Source organism: Streptomyces sp. NPDC050988 (assembly GCF_044456225.1).
Lineage (GTDB): Bacteria > Actinomycetota > Actinomycetes > Streptomycetales > Streptomycetaceae > Streptomyces.
In genome coordinates this window covers 104,124-122,037 of record NZ_JBITFQ010000005.1, presented here as the reverse complement: position 1 = coordinate 122,037, position 17,914 = coordinate 104,124, and the positions used below count along the sequence as shown (strand labels likewise).

Genomic DNA, 17,914 nt, shown 5'->3' with positions numbered 1-17,914 from the left:
TGGCAACTCTGGCACATCTTCCCCGCCCCTCGACGCGGGGGTCCGCTAGGAGGCATTCCTACCGCCACCAGCAGATGGTCCGTTTTCGCACCACATCGCCCGTCAGCGCGAATTGGCAGCCTTCGATGACCCTTGGGGCCTTTCTCCTTGAGGGTCACCGTCCCAGGGCAACCGCTTCGGACGACACCCCTTGGGAGGCACCTCACACGTTCGGGGGCGCTCCCTCGATCGGGCGTCCGAGCACTCCGGGACGCCGCTGCCACGGCAACGGCCCGGTGGGGGGCCGGTAGGAGACTCCGAGGGCGTCAAGTCGCCCGTAGTGGGCGGTCATCCGCCGCTCGAAGTCGGCGAAGTCGCGCTCCGCGGGTTCGGGCAGTGCGCTCCAGGCGACCTCGGCGAAGGCGGCGAGCCGGGGAAACGCCTGGTAGTCGACGCGTGTGCGGTCCTCCATGACCTCGGTCCACAGGTTGGCCTGGGTGCCCAGGACGTGCCGCGCCTGATCGGAGGTCAACTCCGGTGGAACGGGCTCGAAGCGGTAGACGTCCTCAAGGGTGCGTACGAAGCCGATCGGCACCGGCTCGTCGGGGCCGCCGTGCTGACGGTGGTCCAAGTAGACCTGCTGCTCGGGGCACATGACGACGTCGTGGCCCGCCCGCGCGGCCGTGATGCCGCCCCGGTAGCCGCGCCACGAGGACACGGCGGCGCCCGGGGCGAGGCCGCCCTCCAGGATCTCGTCCCAGCCGATCAGCCGGCGCCCGCGCGCGGCCAGCCAGTTGTCGAAGTGCCGGATGAACCACGACTGGAGTTCGTCCACGTCCGCGAGCCCGAGGTCGACGATCCGCGCCTTGGCGGTCGGTGACGCCTCCCACTGGTCCTTGGCGCACTCGTCGCCGCCGATGTGGACGAACTCCGAGAAGCCGACGGCGTCCGCGGGGAACAGGTCGAGGACTTCCTCGAAGACGCCCTCGTAGAAGCGAAGGACGTTGTCAGTGGGGGCGAGTACGTTTTTGGAGACGCCCCAGGTGTCCCAGACGGAGAGGGAGGTCGTGTCGATGACGTCGGTGTTGCCGAGTTCCGGATATGCGGCGATGGCGGCCTGCGAGTGCCCCGGGATGTCGATCTCGGGGACGACGGCGATATGCCGCTCGGTGGCGTAGGCGACGATCTCGCGGATGTCGTCCTGGGTGTAGAAGCCCCCGTGCGGCTTCTCCTCCCAGAGGGGCGAGGCGCGATGGCCGAATTTGGTGCGCGCCCGCCACGATCCGGTCTCCGTGAGCTTCGGGTACCGCTTGATCTCGATGCGCCAGCCCTGGTCGTCCGTGAGGTGGAAGTGGAAGACGTTGAGCTTGTGAGCCGCCATCAGGTCGAGATAGCGCAGGACACCGTCCTTGGGCATGAAGTGCCGTGAGACGTCGAGCATGAGGCCGCGCCAGGCGAATCGCGGGGCGTCCTGGATCTCGGTTTCCGGCAGCGCCCAGCCGGTGCGCCTCAGAGGGGCGCGCCGGAAGGCGTCGGGGCCCAGCAGCTGACGTAGCGTCTGGGCGCCCCAGAACACCCCGGCCGGGCCGCCTCCGGCGACGAGGGCCCGCCGGTCGCGGACGGTGATCCTGTAGCCCTCGGGCGGCAGTTGCGGGTCGAGGCGCAGTTCGACGGAGTTCTCCGCCGCGTGCCCGGACGGCCCGGGTTCGCCTTCGCGCAGGGGAAGCCCGGTGGCGGCGACGAGCACCGCGCGCAGCCAGCGTGCCGTGCCCTCGGTCTCCGGCCCCGCCCTGAGGGTCGTCTCCTCGTCGAGCGGGAAAACGCCGTCGCCCGATGCCGACATGGAGAGCGGGCCGGGGATCAGTTCCGAGGTGGTCATGTCTCAGTCCTTCACCGCGCCGCCCAGTCCGGAGACCAGCCGCCGCTGTACGAGTACGAAGAAGATCAGTACCGGAATGGTCATCACCGTGGACGCGGCCATCACACCGCCCCAGTCGGGGTCGTCGGGCTTGTAGAAGACAAGGAGGGCCATCGGCAGTGTGGACTGCGAAGTGTCGCTGATGATGAAGGACTTGGCGAAGAGGAAGTCGTTCCACGCGGAGATGAACGAGAACACGCTGGTGGCGACGAGCCCGGGAAAGACCAGCGGGAAAAGGATCTGCCACAGGAAGCGCGTCCGGCTCGCCCCGTCGATGTAGGCGGCCTCCTCCAGCGCCTCCGGGACGGCCTTCACAAAGCCCCGCAGCATCCAGATCGCGAAGGGCAGCGAGAAGGCGATGTGCGGCAGGATCAGCGCGCCCAGCGTGTTGAGCTGCCCGAAGTCCCGCATCTGGAAGAAGAGGGGGATCGTCAGGGCCTCGACGGGCACCATCTGCGCGATCAGGAACATGATGAGCAGGGTGGTGCGGAATCGGAAGCGGAATCGGGTCACGGCGGTCGCCGCGAGAAACGCGATGAGCGCCGAGACGGCGACCACGGTGACCGCCACGACGAGGCTGTTGAGGAAGTACCGGCCGAATTCCTGCTGCCCGAAGACACGTCGGAAGGAATCGAGTGTCGGATCCAGCGTCCAGGGCCGCGGCTCGGTCGACTCGATCTCCCCGGCGGGCTTGAAGGCGCTGAGCACCATCCAGTAGAGGGGGAATGCGACGACCGCCGCGATCAGCAGTGCGGATGCCTCGGCTGCCAGCCGCCACGGCCGCTGTACGGAACGGCGTGCGAAATCACGTACAAAGCCTTCTGTTTTCACGGGACTTGCGGAACTCACAGCTCCTCCCCCTGCCTTCTGATCAGCCTCAGATATACGAGCGTGACGGCGAGCAGAATCAGCAGCATCACCACTCCGATCGCCGAGCCGAGGCTGTACTGGGAGGACGCGAAGGCCTTCTGGTAGGCGTACACGTTCAGTACGAGGTTCTGGCCCGCGATGCCGCCGCCGCCCGTCATGACGTAGATCTGCGTGAAGACCTTGAAGTCCCAGATGACCGACTGGATGGTGACGACCACGAGGATCGGCCGGAGCATCGGGGCGAGCACCGAGCGCCAGATCCGCCACTGGGAGGCGCCGTCCAGGGACGCGGCCTCCAGGACCTCGGCCGGTACGGCGCGGATGCCGGCGTACACCGTGACCATCACGAACGGGAAGGAGCACCAGACCACTTCGAGCAGGACGAGGGCGAAGGCGCTGTACCGGCCGTACGTCCAGGAGTGGTCGCCGAGTCCGAGGATCCGGTTGACCGGACCGAAGTCGGGGTCGAAGAGGAGCAGCCACACCGTCGACCCGGTGACCGCGGGTGTCGCCCACGCGCCGAGCGCGGCCAGCATCAGCGCGAGCCGTGGCACGGCACGGACACGTGTCAGGAGGACGGCGAGCGCGCATCCCACCGCGAGTGTCGACACCACACACGCGGCGGCGAACAGCACGGTGGCCAGCAGGACCTGCCAGAACTGCGGGTCCCCGAAGAGCGTCGCGTAGTTCCCGAACCCCTGGAAGGTGGCCGGCTCCCCGCCGCTGACCTGTGCCTGCGTGTACTCCAGGAACGAGATCAGCCCGAGCTGGTAGACGGGGTAGACGAGCAGCCCGCCGATGACGACGAGCGCGGGGGCGAGGTACAGCCAGGGCGTCCATCCGCCGCGCGCGAGCGGGGACTTGCGGCCGGTGGCCGCTCGTCGGCCCGGCCGGGGTGCCCGGCGGGCGGCCCCGGCGGGGGCCCCCTTCACCGGCGCGGACCCCGCGGCCCGACGGGTCTCGGCGCGGGCCGCGACCGGGGCCGCGGCCCCGGAAACACCCGCGCCGGGACCGCCGGCCCGCCCGGAGGCGGCCGTGGCCGCCTCCGGCACAGCCGCGGAGGCCGGTTTCCCGGCCCGCTCCGCCGGGACATCGTGGCCCGGCGACGGGCCTGAGCCGCGCAGCGGACGGTTCGTCATCCGGCTCACCCCGCGGAGCTGAACGCGGCGTTCATCTTCTTCGCCGCGTCCTTCGAAGCCGCGTCCACGCTCTTACGCCCGCTGACGACCTCCTGGAACATCGTCGGCAGTACGAGGGACGCGTCGATCTGGGACCAGGCCGGCGAGGCCGGGACGAACTTGGCTCCGGCGCCGAGGGTCTTCACGAAGGGCCCGACGAACGGCTCGCGCTTGGCGACGTCCTGGCGTACGTCCGTGAAGGTCGGCAGGAAGCCCATTCCGTCGAAGAGTTCGCCCTGCGTCTTCTTCGAGGCGAGCTGCTCCATCAGGTCGACGGCGAGCGTGCGGTGCGAGGTGCTGTTCAGCACGCCGAGGTTGTTGCCGCCCGCGAACGCGGGAGCGATCTCACCGGACTTCACGCCGGGCAGCGGCACGACCGCGTACTTGCCCTTGACCTTCCCGGCCTCGATCGCCGCGTGACTGAAGTCGCCGCCGATCGCCATGCCCGCCTTGCCGGAGGCGAAGGCCGTCACCGTGTCGTTGCCGCCCATGCCCGCGCACTTGGCGGCCGGACAGTTGTCGTCACCGAACAGCGAGGTGTACGCCTTGATGCCCTTCTGGGACGCCGCGCTGTCGATCGTCGAGGCGTACGATCCGCCCTTGCCCTCGGCGATCTCGCCGCCGTTGGACCAGATGAACGGCATCGCGCCGTACGTGTAGGCGCCGCCGACCGCGAGCCCGTAGAGGTCCGGCTTCGCCTGCCGGATCGCCTTGGCGGTGCTGATCACCTCGGCCTGGGTCTTGGGCACGTCGAGGCCCAGCTCCTCGAACACGTCCGTGCGGTAGTAGAGGGCGCGGACGCCGACGAAGTACGGGACGCCGTAGATCTTGCCGTCGACCGTGACGGACTGCTTGGCGGTCGGGTCGGTGTCCTTGGCCTCGCTCCAGTCCGTGAACTCCTTGGTGACGTCGGCGAGTCCGCCGTCCTTGACGTAACCGGCCGTGTCGGTGTTCCCGTACTCGATGAGGTCCGGCGCGCTCTTGGGGTCGTTGAAGGCGGCCTTGATCTTCTCGGCGCGGGTCTCGACGGGGATGTACTGGACGTCGACCTTCGTGCCCTTGTGGGCCTTCTCGAAGGCGGCGACGACACCGTCGACCACCTTCTCCTTCGGTGCGGTGTCGACCTCCTGGAAGAGCCACACCCGCAGGGTGCCGCTCTTCTCGTCCTTGCCCCCGGAGTTGTCGGAGGACTCGGGGGCGCAGGCGGTGGCCGTGAGCCCGGCGACGACGAGCGCGGCGATCGGGGCGGCCGTTCGGGCAGAGAGTTTTGACAGCTTCACGAGGCGTCCTCCGGGGGAGCGCGTTGCAGCACGTGCAATGGTGGTTTTGCGCTGCACAACACGTCGGAGGCTATGGACTACATGAACACGGCCACAAGAGGTCTCAACCACTCTGTGACCACTGGAAGCACTCCGTGCAACGTGTGGACCGTACACGGGCAGCACAAAGGCCCCGGAAGCGCCCAAAAGACGCATCCGGGGCCCACGCTCACGGCAAACCCGTCCACCCGGCGAAGGGTTGGACCACCGACAAGGCACCACCGCACCCGGCGCACCGCACCGGGCGGGAAGTCACCGGGGGCGCGCAGGGGGCGCTACTTGTCGCCGCCGCCCTTGCCCTTGCCCTCGTCGCCGCCGGCGCCCATGGACTCGTAGATCTCCTTGCACATGGGGCACACGGGGTACTTCTTCGGGTCACGGCCCGGCACCCACACCTTGCCGCAGAGCGCCACGACGGGCGTGCCGTCCAGCGCGCTCGCCATGATCTTGTCCTTCTGGACGTAGTGGGCGAAGCGCTCGTGGTCCCCGTCGCCGTGCGACGTCTGCGGCGTCGGCTCTACGAGGGTCCCCGTCCCAGTGCCTCGCTGGGGCTGGGTCTCAGGCTCAAGAGTGCTCATAGACGCAAGAGTACTGAAGCCGGGGAGCATCAGTTGAGCGAAGGGTCATCCGGGTACGTGGCCACCATCGCCAGCTCGTTGCGCTGGCGGCGCAGCACCTCTCGCCACAGCCGTTCCGGAGAGGGCGAGGAGACGTCTCCGGGCTCGGACTCCACGACGTACCAGGCGCCCTCGACGAGTTCGTCCTCCAGCTGTCCGGGGCCCCAGCCCGCGTAGCCGGCGAAGATCCGGAGCGAACCGAGGGCCGAGGCCAGCAGCTCCGGCGGGGCCTCCAGGTCCACGAGCCCGATCGCCCCGTGCACCCGCCGCCAGCCCAGCGGAGCACGCTCCCCCGACGCGCCCCCCGGTATCACCGCCACCCCGAGCGCGGAGTCGAGCGAGACCGGGCCGCCCTGGAAGACCACGCCGGGCTCGCCCGCGAGGTCCGCCCAGCCCGAGAGGATGTCGCTCACATCCACCGGTGTGGGGCGGTTGAGGACGACACCCAGGGAGCCCTCCTCGTCGTGGTCGAGGAGCAGCACCACCGCACGGTCGAAGTTCGGGTCCGCCAGGGCGGGCGTGGCCACGAGCAGCCGCCCTGTGAGCGAGGACACCTCGGTCATGCGAGACATGATCCCGCATCTTCCCCGTGCGGGGGGAGGCAATACCCGTACCCGGGTGAATGCAGCTCAGGGCGTACGGATGCAGGTGGAGCGCACGCCCCCGACGGTGACCCCGTGTGTCCGTTTAGGAGCGGTTCGTGTTGTGGCAAAGCTATGACGTCCCTGGGGCGCCCTTGGACTTACTGAAGGGGGGTAGGCGGCCATTACGCTTGCTTCTTCGCCCCTGTCCAACCAACCGGAACGCGAGATACATGACCGTCAACGGCTCAGACGACGTACTCCTTGTCCACGGCGGAACCCCGCTGGAGGGCGAGATCCGGGTCCGCGGTGCGAAGAACCTCGTACCGAAGGCCATGGTCGCCGCGCTGCTCGGTAGTGCTCCGAGCCGGCTGCGCAACGTCCCCGACATCCGTGACGTGCGGGTCGTACGCGGGCTGCTGCAGCTGCACGGTGTGACGGTCCGTCCGGGCGAGGAACCGGGCGAGCTCGTCATGGACCCGTCGCACGTGGAGAGCGCGAACGTCGCGGACATCGACGCGCACGCGGGCTCGTCGCGTATCCCGATCCTCCTGTGCGGTCCGCTCCTGCACCGCCTCGGGCACGCGTTCATCCCGGGTCTGGGCGGCTGCGACATCGGCGGCCGGCCGATCGACTTCCACTTCGAGGTGCTGCGGCAGTTCGGCGCGACGATCGAGAAGCGCGCGGACGGCCAGTACCTGGAGGCTCCGCAGCGGCTGCGCGGCACGAAGATCACGCTGCCGTACCCGTCCGTGGGCGCGACCGAGCAAGTGCTGCTGACGGCCGTCCTCGCGGAGGGCGTGACGGAGCTGTCGAACGCGGCCGTGGAGCCGGAGATCGAGGACCTGATCTGCGTCCTGCAGAAAATGGGCGCGATCATCGCGATGGACACCGACCGCACCATCCGTGTCACGGGTGTCGACAAGCTCGGCGGCTACACCCACGCGGCCCTTCCGGACCGCCTGGAGGCCGCCTCGTGGGCTTCCGCGGCTCTGGCGACCGAAGGCAACATCTACGTCCGCGGCGCCCAGCAGCGCTCGATGATGACGTTCCTGAACACCTACCGGAAAGTGGGCGGTGCCTTCGAGATCGACGACGAGGGCATCCGCTTCTGGCACCCCGGCGGCCAGCTGAAGTCCATCGCGCTGGAGACGGACGTCCACCCGGGCTTCCAGACGGACTGGCAGCAGCCGCTCGTCGTCGCCCTCACGCAGGCGACCGGCCTCTCCATCGTCCACGAGACGGTGTACGAGTCCCGTCTCGGCTTCACCTCCGCGCTCAACCAGATGGGTGCGCACATCCAGCTCTACCGCGAGTGCCTCGGCGGCTCGCACTGCCGCTTCGGGCAGCGCAACTTCCTCCACTCGGCGGTCGTCTCGGGCCCCACGAAGCTCCAGGGCGCCGATCTGGTCATCCCCGACCTCCGCGGCGGCTTCTCGTACCTCATCGCCGCGCTGGCGGCCCAGGGCACGTCCCGCGTCCACGGCATCGACCTGATCAACCGCGGCTACGAGAACTTCATGGAGAAGCTCGTGGAACTGGGCGCGAAGGTCGAACTGCCGGGCAAGGCACTCGGCTGACAGCCCGCCCCGAAACACCGGCTCACGGCAGTCCCGCCACCGGCTGGGGGTCCGGGGGTTATCCCCCGGATAGACACAGCATGGAGAAGCTCGTGGAACTGGGCGCGAAGGTGGAGCTGCCGGGCAAGGCACTCGGCTAGCGAGAACAGTCCCGGCCGGCGCCACTCGGCCCGGCCGGGCGCCATCCAGCCCGGCCGGCGTTTGAGGCCATTGGTAAGCGCAACAGCGATGGGGCGGCACCCGAGAACCGGGTGCCGCCCCATCGCACTTCCTACTGCCTACTACCTACCTGCTACTACCTGCCGAACACCGTCCCGCGAGGTGTAGACGGCAAGGTCACTTGCCCTTGGCGGCTTCCTTGAGCTTGCTGCCCGCGGAGACCTTGACGCTGTAGCCGGCGGGGATCTGGATCGGGTCGCCGGTTTGCGGGTTCCGCGCGGTGCGAGCGGCACGGTGGGTGCGCTCGAAGGTCAGGAAGCCGGGGATGGTGACCTTCTCGTCGCCCTTGGCGACGATCTCACCGACGGTCTCGGCAAAGGCGGCCAGAACGGCGTCGGCGTCCTTGCGGGTCACCTCGGCACGGTCGGCCAGCGCGGCCACCAGCTCACTGCGGTTCATGTTGTTACTCCCGTGTTCTTCTTGCCGTTGAGGCGTGCCACGCGGCGGAGCCGCATATTGGGCACGTCGAAGCCGATGCTGCCAGGTTCCTCGGCGGTCCCCGGACCCGGGTCCGTGGCCGGACCCTCGCGCCCGAAGACGCATCCTGCCCCCACCTGCGGCGGGAAAGCCAATCCGGCACCCCTGGGAGTCACACGAAAAGCGCCACGGCCTCGAATTGGTGACGCTCCGTCGGTTCCCGGCAGCGGACCGCAGGGCCTGAAAGGCCTGGTGGGCCCTCAGGGACTTAGCCATGGCCGCCACCCTAGAGGCGGCCTGAGGCCCCACGTCCGGCGACGCGCCGGTACGGGGGCCGGGTGGCAACCGTCACAGTCGCCACCGGACGGGGTATTTCCCCGCCCCCGCCTCCCCTACCCAGTCCCGTCACTTTCAGGGGCTCCGCCCCCGAACCCCCGCTCCTCAAACGCCGGAGGGGCTGAAATACCTCAGGGGCGCGGGGAACTGCGCAATCTTTTAGGGGCGCGGGGAACTGCGCGACCAGCCACAACGCACCCGCACGCGCATGTCAGCCCAGCCCGTCCGGCGCTTGAGGACAAGGCCGCAGGCCAAAGCGGGGGCCGGGGGGCGGCAGCCCTCAGGAGGGTCGGGCCGGCGTTCAGGCCGTCGCGCCCGCCGCCTTCGCCGCGGTGCGGACCGCGCCCGCGACGGCGCCCGCGACCTTGTCGTTGAAGACGCTGGGGATGATGTAGTTCGGGTTGAGCTCGTCCTCGGTCACCACGTCCGCCAGAGCGGTTGCGGCAGCAAGCATCATCTCCGTGTTGACCGTGCGGGACTGCGCGTCCAGCAGACCGCGGAAGACACCCGGGAAGACCAGCACGTTGTTGATCTGGTTCGGGAAGTCGGAGCGGCCGGTGGCCACAACGGCGGCGGTCTGGCGGGCGATCGCCGGGTCGACCTCGGGGTCGGGATTCGCGAGCGCGAACACGATGGCACCCTCGGCCATGGCGGCCACGTCGTCGCCGTCCAGCACGTTCGGGGCCGAGACGCCGATGAAGACGTCCGAGCCGCGCACGGCCTCCTTGAGCGTCCCCGTGACGCCTTCGGGGTTGGTGTTGTCGGCGATCCACCGCAGCGGCGAGTCGGCGGCGGCCTTCACCAGGTCCTCACGGCCCGCGTGCACCACACCGTGGATGTCGGCGACGACGGCGTGCTTGACGCCGGCGGCCAGCAGCAGCTTCAGGATGGCCGTACCGGCCGCGCCCGCCCCGGACATGACGACGCGGATGTCACCGATCGCCTTGCCCGCCACGCGCAGCGCGTTCGTGAGGGCCGCGAGCACCACGATCGCCGTGCCGTGCTGGTCGTCGTGGAAGACGGGGATGTCGAGGGCCTCACGCAGACGCGCCTCGATCTCGAAGCAGCGCGGGGCGGAGATGTCCTCGAGGTTGATGCCGGCGAAGCCCGGTGCGATCGCCTTGACGATCGCGACGATCTCGTCGGTGTCCTGGGTGTCCAGGCACAGCGGCCAGGCGTCGATGTCGGCGAAGCGCTTGAAGAGGGCCGCCTTGCCCTCCATGACCGGCATGGCGGCCATCGGGCCGATGTTGCCCAGGCCCAGCACCGCAGAGCCGTCCGTGACGACCGCGACGGTGTTGCGCTTGATGGTCAGACGGCGGGCGTCCTCGGGGTTCTCGGCGATCGCCATGCACACGCGGGCCACGCCCGGGGTGTAGATCATCGAGAGGTCGTCACGGTTGCGGATCGGGTGCTTGGACTGCATCTCGATCTTGCCGCCGAGGTGCATCAGGAACGTACGGTCGGACACCTTGCCGAGCGTCACGTCCTCGATGCCGCGCAACTGCTCGACGATCTCGTCGGCGTGGGCGGTGGACGTCGCCGCGATGGTGACGTCGATCCGGAGCTTCTCGTGGCCGGAGGCCGTCACGTCGAGGCCCGTCACCGAGCCTCCGTGGGACTCCACGGCCGTGGTGATCTGGGAGACCGCGGTTCCGCTCGCGGGCACCTCCAACCGGACCGTAATCGAGTAGGAGACGCTGGGCGCCGTTGCCATGGCCGACTTCCTCTGCTTTCACCGGGTACTGCGAGCGCTACTGGTTCGCGGGTTTGCCGTCCGATCGTCGCACCTACCGCGGAGTACGTGGTAGCCGCCCTGGATTGCGAACGTTTTGTTCTCAACCAAGGAGAGGCCCCTGTCACTGGGTGACAGGGGCCTCTCTTCCGCTCACGACACGTCGAACGGAACTCGTTCAATGACACCGACCCGCCATGCTCGCCTCGCGGCAAGTGGTCGCTCGTAGCGACGAAGGTTGGGCCCGGGGGCTTGGATCGGGCCGGTGCCACACCAACCGTAACAAACGATCCCCGTAAGGCAATTCCCGTACCGGAGGTTCACGGAGAAGGTTCTTCGGACCCGGTCCGGTCCGGCCCAATGGCCGAACCGCGGGCGGCTCGCGGGCCGGGCCCCGGTCAGTCCCGCAGCAGGTCCGGCACCCCGTTCGCGTCCGGTTCGTCGCGGTCGGCCGAGACGACGGTGAGCTGCTGGGTGGCCCGGGTCAGCGCCACGTACAGCACGCGCAGCCCGGCCGGCGACTCGTCGGCGATCTCCGCCGGGGAGACGACCACGGTGGCGTCGTATTCCAGTCCCTTCGCCTCCAGGCTGCCGAGCGCCACCACGCGGTCGCCGAGGCCGGCGAGCCAGCGCGCGGCCTCGGCGCGGCGGTTCATGGCGACGACGACACCGACCGTGCCGTCGACCTGGTCGAGCAGCCGCGCGGCCTCCTCCCGGACGGTCTTGGCCAGGGAGTCCCGTACCACCGCGTACCGCGGCCGTACGCCCGTGGAGCGCACCGCGGACGGGGAGGTGGAGCCGGGCATGGCCAGGGCCAGGACCTTGGCGGCGAGCTCGGCGATCTCGGCCGGGTTGCGGTAGTTCACGGTGAGCGTGAAGCGGCGGCGCGGGCGCGTGCCGAGGGCCTCGTCGCGGGCCTCGGCGGCCTCGTCCGGGTCGGACCACGAGGACTGGGCGGGGTCGCCGACCACCGTCCACGTGGCGTGCCTGCCGCGGCGGCCGATCATGCGCCACTGCATGGGCGTGAGGTCCTGCGCCTCGTCGACGATGACGTGCGCGTACTCCGTGCGCTCCTGGGCCAGCCGCTCCGCCCGCTCGCGCTGTGTCTCCTCGCGTACGGGCATGAGCTCCTCCAGGCCCGTCAGCTGGTCGAGCGGGTCGAGGTCGCGCTTCCTGCGGGGGCGGGCCGGGGTGCCGAGGATGGCCTGGAGTTCGTCGAGCATGGCCACGTCGTGCACGGAGAGGCCGTCCCGCTTGAGGGAGCGGGCGACCCGCCGGACCTCACCGGGGTTGAGGATCCGCCGCGCCCACCGTCCGAGCCGTTTCTCGTCGGCCATCGCCTCCAGAACGGCACCCGGTGCCAGCTCGGGCCACCAGACGTCGACGAACGCGATGAAGCTGTCCTCGGAGCTGACGTCCTCGTCGAACGAGGAGCGCAGCTCGGCCGCCAGCTCGGGGTCCGTGTGCCGGGTCCCGGCGCCGGACCGCGCCCAGAGGGCGTCGAGCAGCAGCTTGCGGGCGCGCGGGCGCAGCAGGTTCACGGGGGCGGTCCCGGAGAGCGCGTTCTGGCGGATCCGGTCCAGCTCGGGTGCCTCCAGCTCCAGCCGGCGCCCGAAGGCGACGACTCGGAGGCGGTCGGGTGTGGCGGACGACGTCTGCGGTTCGTCGTCCGAGTCGGCGAAGTCGTCGTCGGGATCGGGGTCGCCGAACGCGAGCTGCCCGTTCTGGCCGTTCTGTCCGCTGTGGCCGGCCTGCCCGTTGCTCCTGCCCCGCGCGGGCGCCCGGCCGGGCTCGCCCGGTGCCTCCAGCGCTCCCCGCGCGGCCTTCCGTAGCACCTTGAGCATCCTGTACGAGCCCTTGGCCCTGGCCACCGCCGGCGAGTCGTACAACGTGGCCTCGGCGCCGTCGACCAGGGAGCCGACCGCGCGGATGGCGACCTGGCCCTCCTCGCCGAGGGACGGCAGGACGCCCTCGGTGTACGCGACCAGCAGGGGCGTGGGCGAGACGATCAGAATGCCGCCCGCGTACCGCCTGCGGTCCTGGTAGAGCAGGTAGGCGGCCCGGTGCAGGGCGACCGCCGTCTTGCCGGTGCCAGGACCGCCCTCCACGTACGTGACGGACGCGGCGGGTGCCCGGATGACCAGGTCCTGCTCGGCCTGGATGGAGGCGACGATGTCCCGCATGGTGTGGCTGCGGGCCTGGCCGAGCGCCGCCATCAGGGCGCCGTCGCCGATCACCGGCAGTTCGCGGCCGGAGAGGGAAGCTTTCAGCTCCGGGCGCATCAGGTCGTCCTCGACCCCGAGGACCCTGCGGCCCTTGGAGCGGATGACCCGGCGGCGTACGACGCGGCCGGGGTCGACCGGAGTGGAGCGGTAGAACGGGGCGGCCGCCGGGGCCCGCCAGTCGATGACCAGCGGCGAGTAGTCCGAGTCCAGGACGCCGATACGGCCGATGTGGAGGGTCTCCGCGATCTCGGCGGTGTTGTCGGGCCGTACCGCGCCCTCGGCGGGTTCCACCGCCGTGTACGCGCCGTCCGGACCCTTCTTGCCGTCCTTGCCGGCGAGGAGGTCGATCCTTCCGAAGAGGAAGTCCTCGAACTCGTTGTTCAGGCGGTTGAGGTGGATCCCCGCCCGGAACACCTGCGCGTCACGCTCCGCGAGTGCTCCGGGTGTACCGACCTGGCCGCGCTGGGCGGCGTCGTTCATCAGGAACTCCGCCTCGTGGATCTTCTCCTCGAGGCGCTGGTACACCCGGTCCAGGTGTTCCTGTTCGACGCCGATCTCGCGGTCGCGCACGGAGTCGCCCACCGGATCGAACGCCGTTTCCTGCTGAACCTGAGCGGCCACCGGGCCCCCTTCTGACGTGCATGGCAGCCGTCAACCGTACGCGAAGGGGAGCCCGTGAGGCTACGTTTCCGCTCTTGATCGCCTGCACGGCGACCTCGAATCGCCTACACGGCGACCTCGACCAGCTTTTCGCCGCCGAAGGTCATGACCTCGAAGTGGTCGATGTCCTCGGGGTTCATGGCGACGCCACCGTGCACGTAGAGCGGGCTCTTGGCCTGCTCGGTCTTGGCGTTCTCGATGCCGTAGCCCCACTTCGGGACCGCCCAGGTGGTCGCCGTCTCCCGCTCGCCGTTCTTGCCGACGGCGATGAGGGAGCACTTCTCCGGCCCCTTGACGTTCTTCAGCTCCAGGACCGAATGGGTGCCCCAGGCCTTGCCCTCCATGCCCACCACGGCGCTGACCTTGGTGGTCGGGTCCGTGGCCTTGACCTTGTCGGTCATGTGCGTGAAGGCGTCCTTGGCGGGACTGGCGGACTGCAGGGGCTTGGCCTCCTGGGTCGTGTCGCCGCCGGTGGCCGCGATCGCGACGATGGGGCCGCCGATGATCAGCGAGGCCGCGAGCCCGAAGAAGGCACGACGGCTCCTCTTGGCCTTGACCCGACGCTCCACGACCTCGCCGACCAGCCGGTCCGCGAGCTGTGGGCTCGGGCGGGCGGCGAGCGACTCGCCTATGGCCGGAGTGCCCTGAGCGGCGGGCAGATCGGCCAGGGCGGCGAGCATCGGCTCCATGCCGGCGAGTTCGTCGAGCTGCTGGCCGCACCACTCGCAGGTCGCGAGGTGCGCCTCGAAGGCGGTGGCTTCGGCGTCGTCGAGGATGCCGAGCGCGTACGCACCAACCGTCTCGTGTACATCGCCCTGCCCTTGCGAACTTTGCATGGGTCCAGGACTACCCGTTCCGTATCCCCCGTATGTGCTCATGCCGTCACCCCCCGCTCCTCCAGTGCGAGTTTCATCGAACGCAGGGCATAGAACACCCGTGAGCGCACCGTGCCGCTGGGTATCCCCAGGGTTTCGGCGGCCTCGTTTACGGTACGCCCCTTGAAGTACGTCTCGACCAGTACCTCCCGGTGGGCGGGGGTCAGGTCGTCGAGCGCGTCAGAGAGTGTCATCAGCCACAACGCCTTGTCGATCTCGTCCTCCGCGGGAATGACCTCCAGCGGCGACGGGTCCACCTCCTGCGGCCGGGCCTGCCGGCTGCGGTGCCCGTCGATGACGATGCGCCGAGCGACCGTCACCAGCCAGGGGCGTACCGAACCGGTAGCTCGGTTGAGCTGTCCGGCGTTCTTCCAGGCACGGATGAGCGTCTCCTGTACGACGTCCTCCGCGCGCTGCCGGTCCCCGGCGACCAGCCGCAGCACATAGGCGAGCAGAGGCCCGGCGTGTTCACGGTAGAGCGCACGCATCAGCTCCTCGTCCGGCTCCGAGGGCTGGGACATACGATGTCGGGCCCTCGGCAATCGTTCATCGGCCACGGCGGAATCCTTGCGCACGCCTACCTCCGGTGTCCGGGGGATCCCCCAGTCGGTCGCTCATCCCGGGATACGGGTGCAGGCGCGGCTGTGTTCAAAGTGACGGGCATTCTTTGTGAGGAGAGTGTGGGGAAGTTGGGGGCGTCTCCTTCACGGGTGAACTCTAAGCCCGCGCGAGGGCTGCTCTGCGCCGGTGCCTGGCGACGCGTTCGCGGTTCCCGCACACCTCACTGGAGCACCACCTGCGACGACGCCCTCTGGACGTATCCAGGTACACGATGGGGCAGTTGTCTCCCTCACACTGCCGAATGCTCGCGCGGGCGGCCGGATCCGTCAGCAGCTCCACTGTGTCACGGGCGATGGCCGCGAGCAGTGCCGCGGGGGTCGGCGGGCCGTCCAGGGCGCGTACGAGCGAGCCGCCGGCGTCCCACACCGCGTGCGCCACGGGCGGTGCGGTGCGGGCGAGTTCGTTTACTCGAGCCAACGCGATACCGAAGGGCCGGGAGTCCCGGGAGGGCTCCGCACGCACCAACTGGCCTATATGGCCGCGCAATTCGCGAAACCCGACGAGCCAGGAGGAGTCGACGGGGGCGAGCGACGTGCCCGCCGGGACGAGTCCGGATCCGGTGATCCAGGCCCGCAACGGCTCCGCCGAGTCGAGCCGTTCCTCGGGGTGGGTGGTCGCCAGAAGATCGAGACAGATCCGTCCGGAGTCGAACCGCAGCTCGTACGGGGCCGTGGCTGTGGCCGTGCCCAGTGCCATGTGCCTGTCACCGCCTTGGGGTTGCCGCCATGCGGGGTCGGTGAGTGGTCGTGAGTGGGGGGTACGGGAGGGGTCCGTGCGTGGCCCGTACTCCCTCTACAGTGCCTTCCCCCGCGCGCGGCGGGAAGCCCCGCGCCGGGCCGTACCCTCCCGCGCGCCGCCCGGCACTCCCCCGGCTGGACGGCCGCTTATGCGGCCGCGCGTCCGAAGCATGTCGTCCGCGGGGGCCTGCCTGTTGACTCATAGACATGGCAACCACCACAGAGAGCAACAAGGGGCGGCGTTCGACCGCCGGGGGTGTACTGGTCGCGGCCACGGTCGTAACGGGTCTGGTCGCCGGGCTGTTCTACGCGTACGCGAACAACGTGATGCCGGCGCTGGCCCGCAGCGACGACCGCGTCTACATCGAGGTCATCCAGAACATCAACGACGTCATCCAGAACCCGGTGTTCCTCCTGAGCTTCAACGGAGCGCTGCTACTGATCGCCTTCTCGGCCTGGCAGCTGCGCGGCTCGCCACGGATCCGGGTGTGGGTGTTCGCTGCACTCGTCGTCTACGCGCTCGCGTTCCTGGTCACCGTCGCCTTCAACATCCCGCTGAACAACGAGATCGTGGACGCCGGAAATCCGGCCACGACGGCCGATCCGGCCGCCGTGCGCGAGAAGTTCGAGGACCCGTGGGTGGCCTGGAACGTCGTACGCGCCGTACTGCACATCGTGGCATTCGGCCTGCTGGCGTGGGCTCTGGTGCTGTACGGGCGCTTCGGCCGGAGCGGTCGTCAGTCGTCGCCGTACTTGGAGTCGGCCACCGGGTCGAGCGCCAGCCGGTAGCCACGCTTGACGACGGTCTGGATGAGCTTGGGCGTCCCCAGTGCCGTACGCAGCCGGGCCATCGCGGTCTCCACCGCGTGCTCGTCCTTGCCGGCGCCGGGCAGGGCCCGCAGCAGCTCGGCGCGGGCCACCACCCAGCCGGGCCGCCGGGTCAGCGCGCGCAGCAGCGACATTCCGGCGGGTGGCACGGGCCGCAGCGCGTCGTCCACCAGCACGGCGTGCCCCCGGATCTCCACCCGGTGGCCGGCGATCGGCAACGTCCGCGCCCGGGACGGCAGTTCCTGACACAGCACCTGTACGAGGGGGCCGAGCCGGAAACGCTCCGGCTGGACCGTGTCGATGCCCCTGGCCTGCAGCGGCAGCGCGGTGACCGGGCCGACACAGGCGGGCAGCACGTCATGGTTGAGGGCGGCGAGCAGCTCGGGCAGCAGCCCGCGGTCCTCGGCGCGGCCAAGGAGCGAGGCGGCGGCCGGGGCGCTGGTGAAGGTCAGCGCGTCCAGACCGCGGGTGACCGTGGCGTCGAGCAGCCGGTCGACGGGCCCGATGTCCTCCGGCGGCATCCACCGGTACACGGGGACGCCGACGACGTCCGCGCCCGCGGCCCGCAGCGACTCGACGAACCCGGGCAGCGGCTCACCGTGCAACTGGACGGCGATCCGGCGCCCGTCGACTCCCTCCTCCAGCAGCCGGTCGAGCACCTCGGCCATGGATTCGGAGGACGGGGACCACTCCTCGGTCAGCCCCTGGGCTCGTATCGCACCCTTCACCTTCGGTCCGCGGGCGAGCAGCTCGACTCCGCGGAGCGTTTCGAGCAGATCCTCGCCCAGCCCCCACCCGTCGGCGGCCTCGACCCACCCGCGGAACCCGATGGCGGTGGTCGCGACCACGATGTCCGGGGCCTCGTGGAGCAGTTGCTTGGTCGCCGCGAGCAGCTCGCTGTCGTCGGAGAGGGGCACGATACGCAGGGCGGGCGCGTGCATGACGGCGGCGCCGCGCCGCTGGAGCAGGGCTCCGAGTTCGTCGGCACGGCGGGCGGCGGTCACACCGACGGTGAACCCCGCGAGGGGCCCGTGGTCCGGCCGGTCGTTTCGTTGCCCGGTTCGCTGCTCCGGGCTCGGCCCAGGTCGCTGCTCAGGGCTCAGCCCAGGTCGCTGCTGCGGGCTCGGCTCGGGTCGTCGCTCGGGGCTCTGCTCGGTTCGTGGCTCGGGTCGTCGCTCGGGGCTCTGCTCGGTTCGCTCGGGGCGTTGCTCCGGTCGCT

At 69.9% G+C, this 17,914-nt stretch carries 15 protein-coding genes; 2 read left to right on the top strand and 13 right to left on the bottom strand.

Features of this window, described 5'->3' with window-relative positions; genetic code table 11:
• Positions 1-202 precede the first annotated feature (202 nt).
• From ACIBEI_RS14295 to ACIBEI_RS14270, 6 genes are all read right to left on the bottom strand, one after another.
• Positions 203-1,858 carry a beta-N-acetylhexosaminidase gene (locus ACIBEI_RS14295; RefSeq protein WP_398888494.1) on the bottom strand — a complete coding sequence of 552 codons (1,656 nt, stop codon included), beginning with the start codon at positions 1,856-1,858 and terminating at the stop codon, positions 203-205.
• Between the two features lie 3 nt (positions 1,859-1,861).
• Positions 1,862-2,746, bottom strand: coding sequence for a carbohydrate ABC transporter permease (locus ACIBEI_RS14290; RefSeq protein ID WP_398888492.1), 885 nt, complete (start codon positions 2,744-2,746; stop codon positions 1,862-1,864).
• The gene (locus ACIBEI_RS14285) at positions 2,743-3,906 is read right to left on the bottom strand and encodes a carbohydrate ABC transporter permease (RefSeq protein ID WP_398888489.1); all 1,164 of its coding nucleotides are present in this window, start codon (positions 3,904-3,906) and stop codon (positions 2,743-2,745) included. The genes ACIBEI_RS14290 and ACIBEI_RS14285 overlap by 4 nt, the downstream gene beginning before the upstream one ends.
• 5 nt (positions 3,907-3,911) lie before the next feature.
• Positions 3,912-5,219 (bottom strand): extracellular solute-binding protein, encoded by a 1,308-nt coding sequence (locus tag ACIBEI_RS14280; RefSeq protein WP_398888993.1) that lies wholly within the window; start codon positions 5,217-5,219, stop codon positions 3,912-3,914.
• 320 nt (positions 5,220-5,539) lie between these two features.
• Entirely contained in the window at positions 5,540-5,842 is a 303-nt protein-coding gene (locus ACIBEI_RS14275) for a DUF3039 domain-containing protein (RefSeq protein ID WP_189843460.1), read from the bottom strand.
• A 29-nt stretch (positions 5,843-5,871) separates the two neighbouring features.
• Entirely contained in the window at positions 5,872-6,444 is a 573-nt protein-coding gene (locus ACIBEI_RS14270) for a YqgE/AlgH family protein (protein ID WP_143632675.1), read from the bottom strand.
• Positions 6,445-6,695: 251 nt separating this feature from the next.
• Here ACIBEI_RS14270 and murA point away from each other — a divergent pair, with 251 nt between their 5' ends.
• Positions 6,696-8,042 carry a UDP-N-acetylglucosamine 1-carboxyvinyltransferase gene (murA, locus tag ACIBEI_RS14265; RefSeq protein ID WP_055614624.1) on the top strand — a complete coding sequence of 449 codons (1,347 nt, stop codon included), beginning with the start codon at positions 6,696-6,698 and terminating at the stop codon, positions 8,040-8,042.
• A gap of 336 nt (positions 8,043-8,378) precedes the next feature.
• Here the strand turns inward: murA and ACIBEI_RS14260 are convergent, their stop codons facing one another.
• From ACIBEI_RS14260 to ACIBEI_RS14235, 6 genes are all read right to left on the bottom strand, one after another.
• Positions 8,379-8,660, bottom strand: coding sequence for an HU family DNA-binding protein (locus ACIBEI_RS14260; protein ID WP_007382399.1), 282 nt, complete (start codon positions 8,658-8,660; stop codon positions 8,379-8,381).
• Positions 8,661-9,315: 655 nt separating this feature from the next.
• A complete protein-coding gene (locus ACIBEI_RS14255) occupies positions 9,316-10,731 on the bottom strand; it encodes an NAD-dependent malic enzyme (RefSeq protein WP_307523924.1) in 1,416 nt (471 codons plus the stop codon).
• 416 nt (positions 10,732-11,147) lie between these two features.
• Positions 11,148-13,595, bottom strand: coding sequence for a HelD family protein (locus tag ACIBEI_RS14250; RefSeq protein WP_398888486.1), 2,448 nt, complete (start codon positions 13,593-13,595; stop codon positions 11,148-11,150).
• Between the two features lie 104 nt (positions 13,596-13,699).
• Complete coding sequence (locus ACIBEI_RS14245; protein ID WP_398888484.1) at positions 13,700-14,470, bottom strand: zf-HC2 domain-containing protein; 771 nt, start codon at positions 14,468-14,470, stop codon at positions 13,700-13,702.
• Between the two features lie 38 nt (positions 14,471-14,508).
• Entirely contained in the window at positions 14,509-15,030 is a 522-nt protein-coding gene (locus ACIBEI_RS14240; RefSeq protein WP_010039908.1) for a sigma-70 family RNA polymerase sigma factor, read from the bottom strand.
• A 196-nt stretch (positions 15,031-15,226) separates the two neighbouring features.
• Positions 15,227-15,826, bottom strand: coding sequence for a CGNR zinc finger domain-containing protein (locus ACIBEI_RS14235; protein ID WP_398888482.1), 600 nt, complete (start codon positions 15,824-15,826; stop codon positions 15,227-15,229).
• A 248-nt stretch (positions 15,827-16,074) separates the two neighbouring features.
• Here ACIBEI_RS14235 and ACIBEI_RS14230 point away from each other — a divergent pair, with 248 nt between their 5' ends.
• Positions 16,075-16,656 (top strand): DUF1772 domain-containing protein, encoded by a 582-nt coding sequence (locus ACIBEI_RS14230; RefSeq protein ID WP_398888480.1) that lies wholly within the window; start codon positions 16,075-16,077, stop codon positions 16,654-16,656.
• Here ACIBEI_RS14230 and ACIBEI_RS14225 read toward each other — a convergent pair.
• Positions 16,605-17,699: a uroporphyrinogen-III synthase gene (locus ACIBEI_RS14225; protein WP_398888478.1), complete on the bottom strand. Its 1,095-nt coding sequence runs from the start codon at positions 17,697-17,699 to the stop codon at positions 16,605-16,607. The two genes, ACIBEI_RS14230 and ACIBEI_RS14225, sit on opposite strands and share 52 nt — an antisense overlap.
• Between the last annotated feature and the right edge of the window lie 215 nt (positions 17,700-17,914).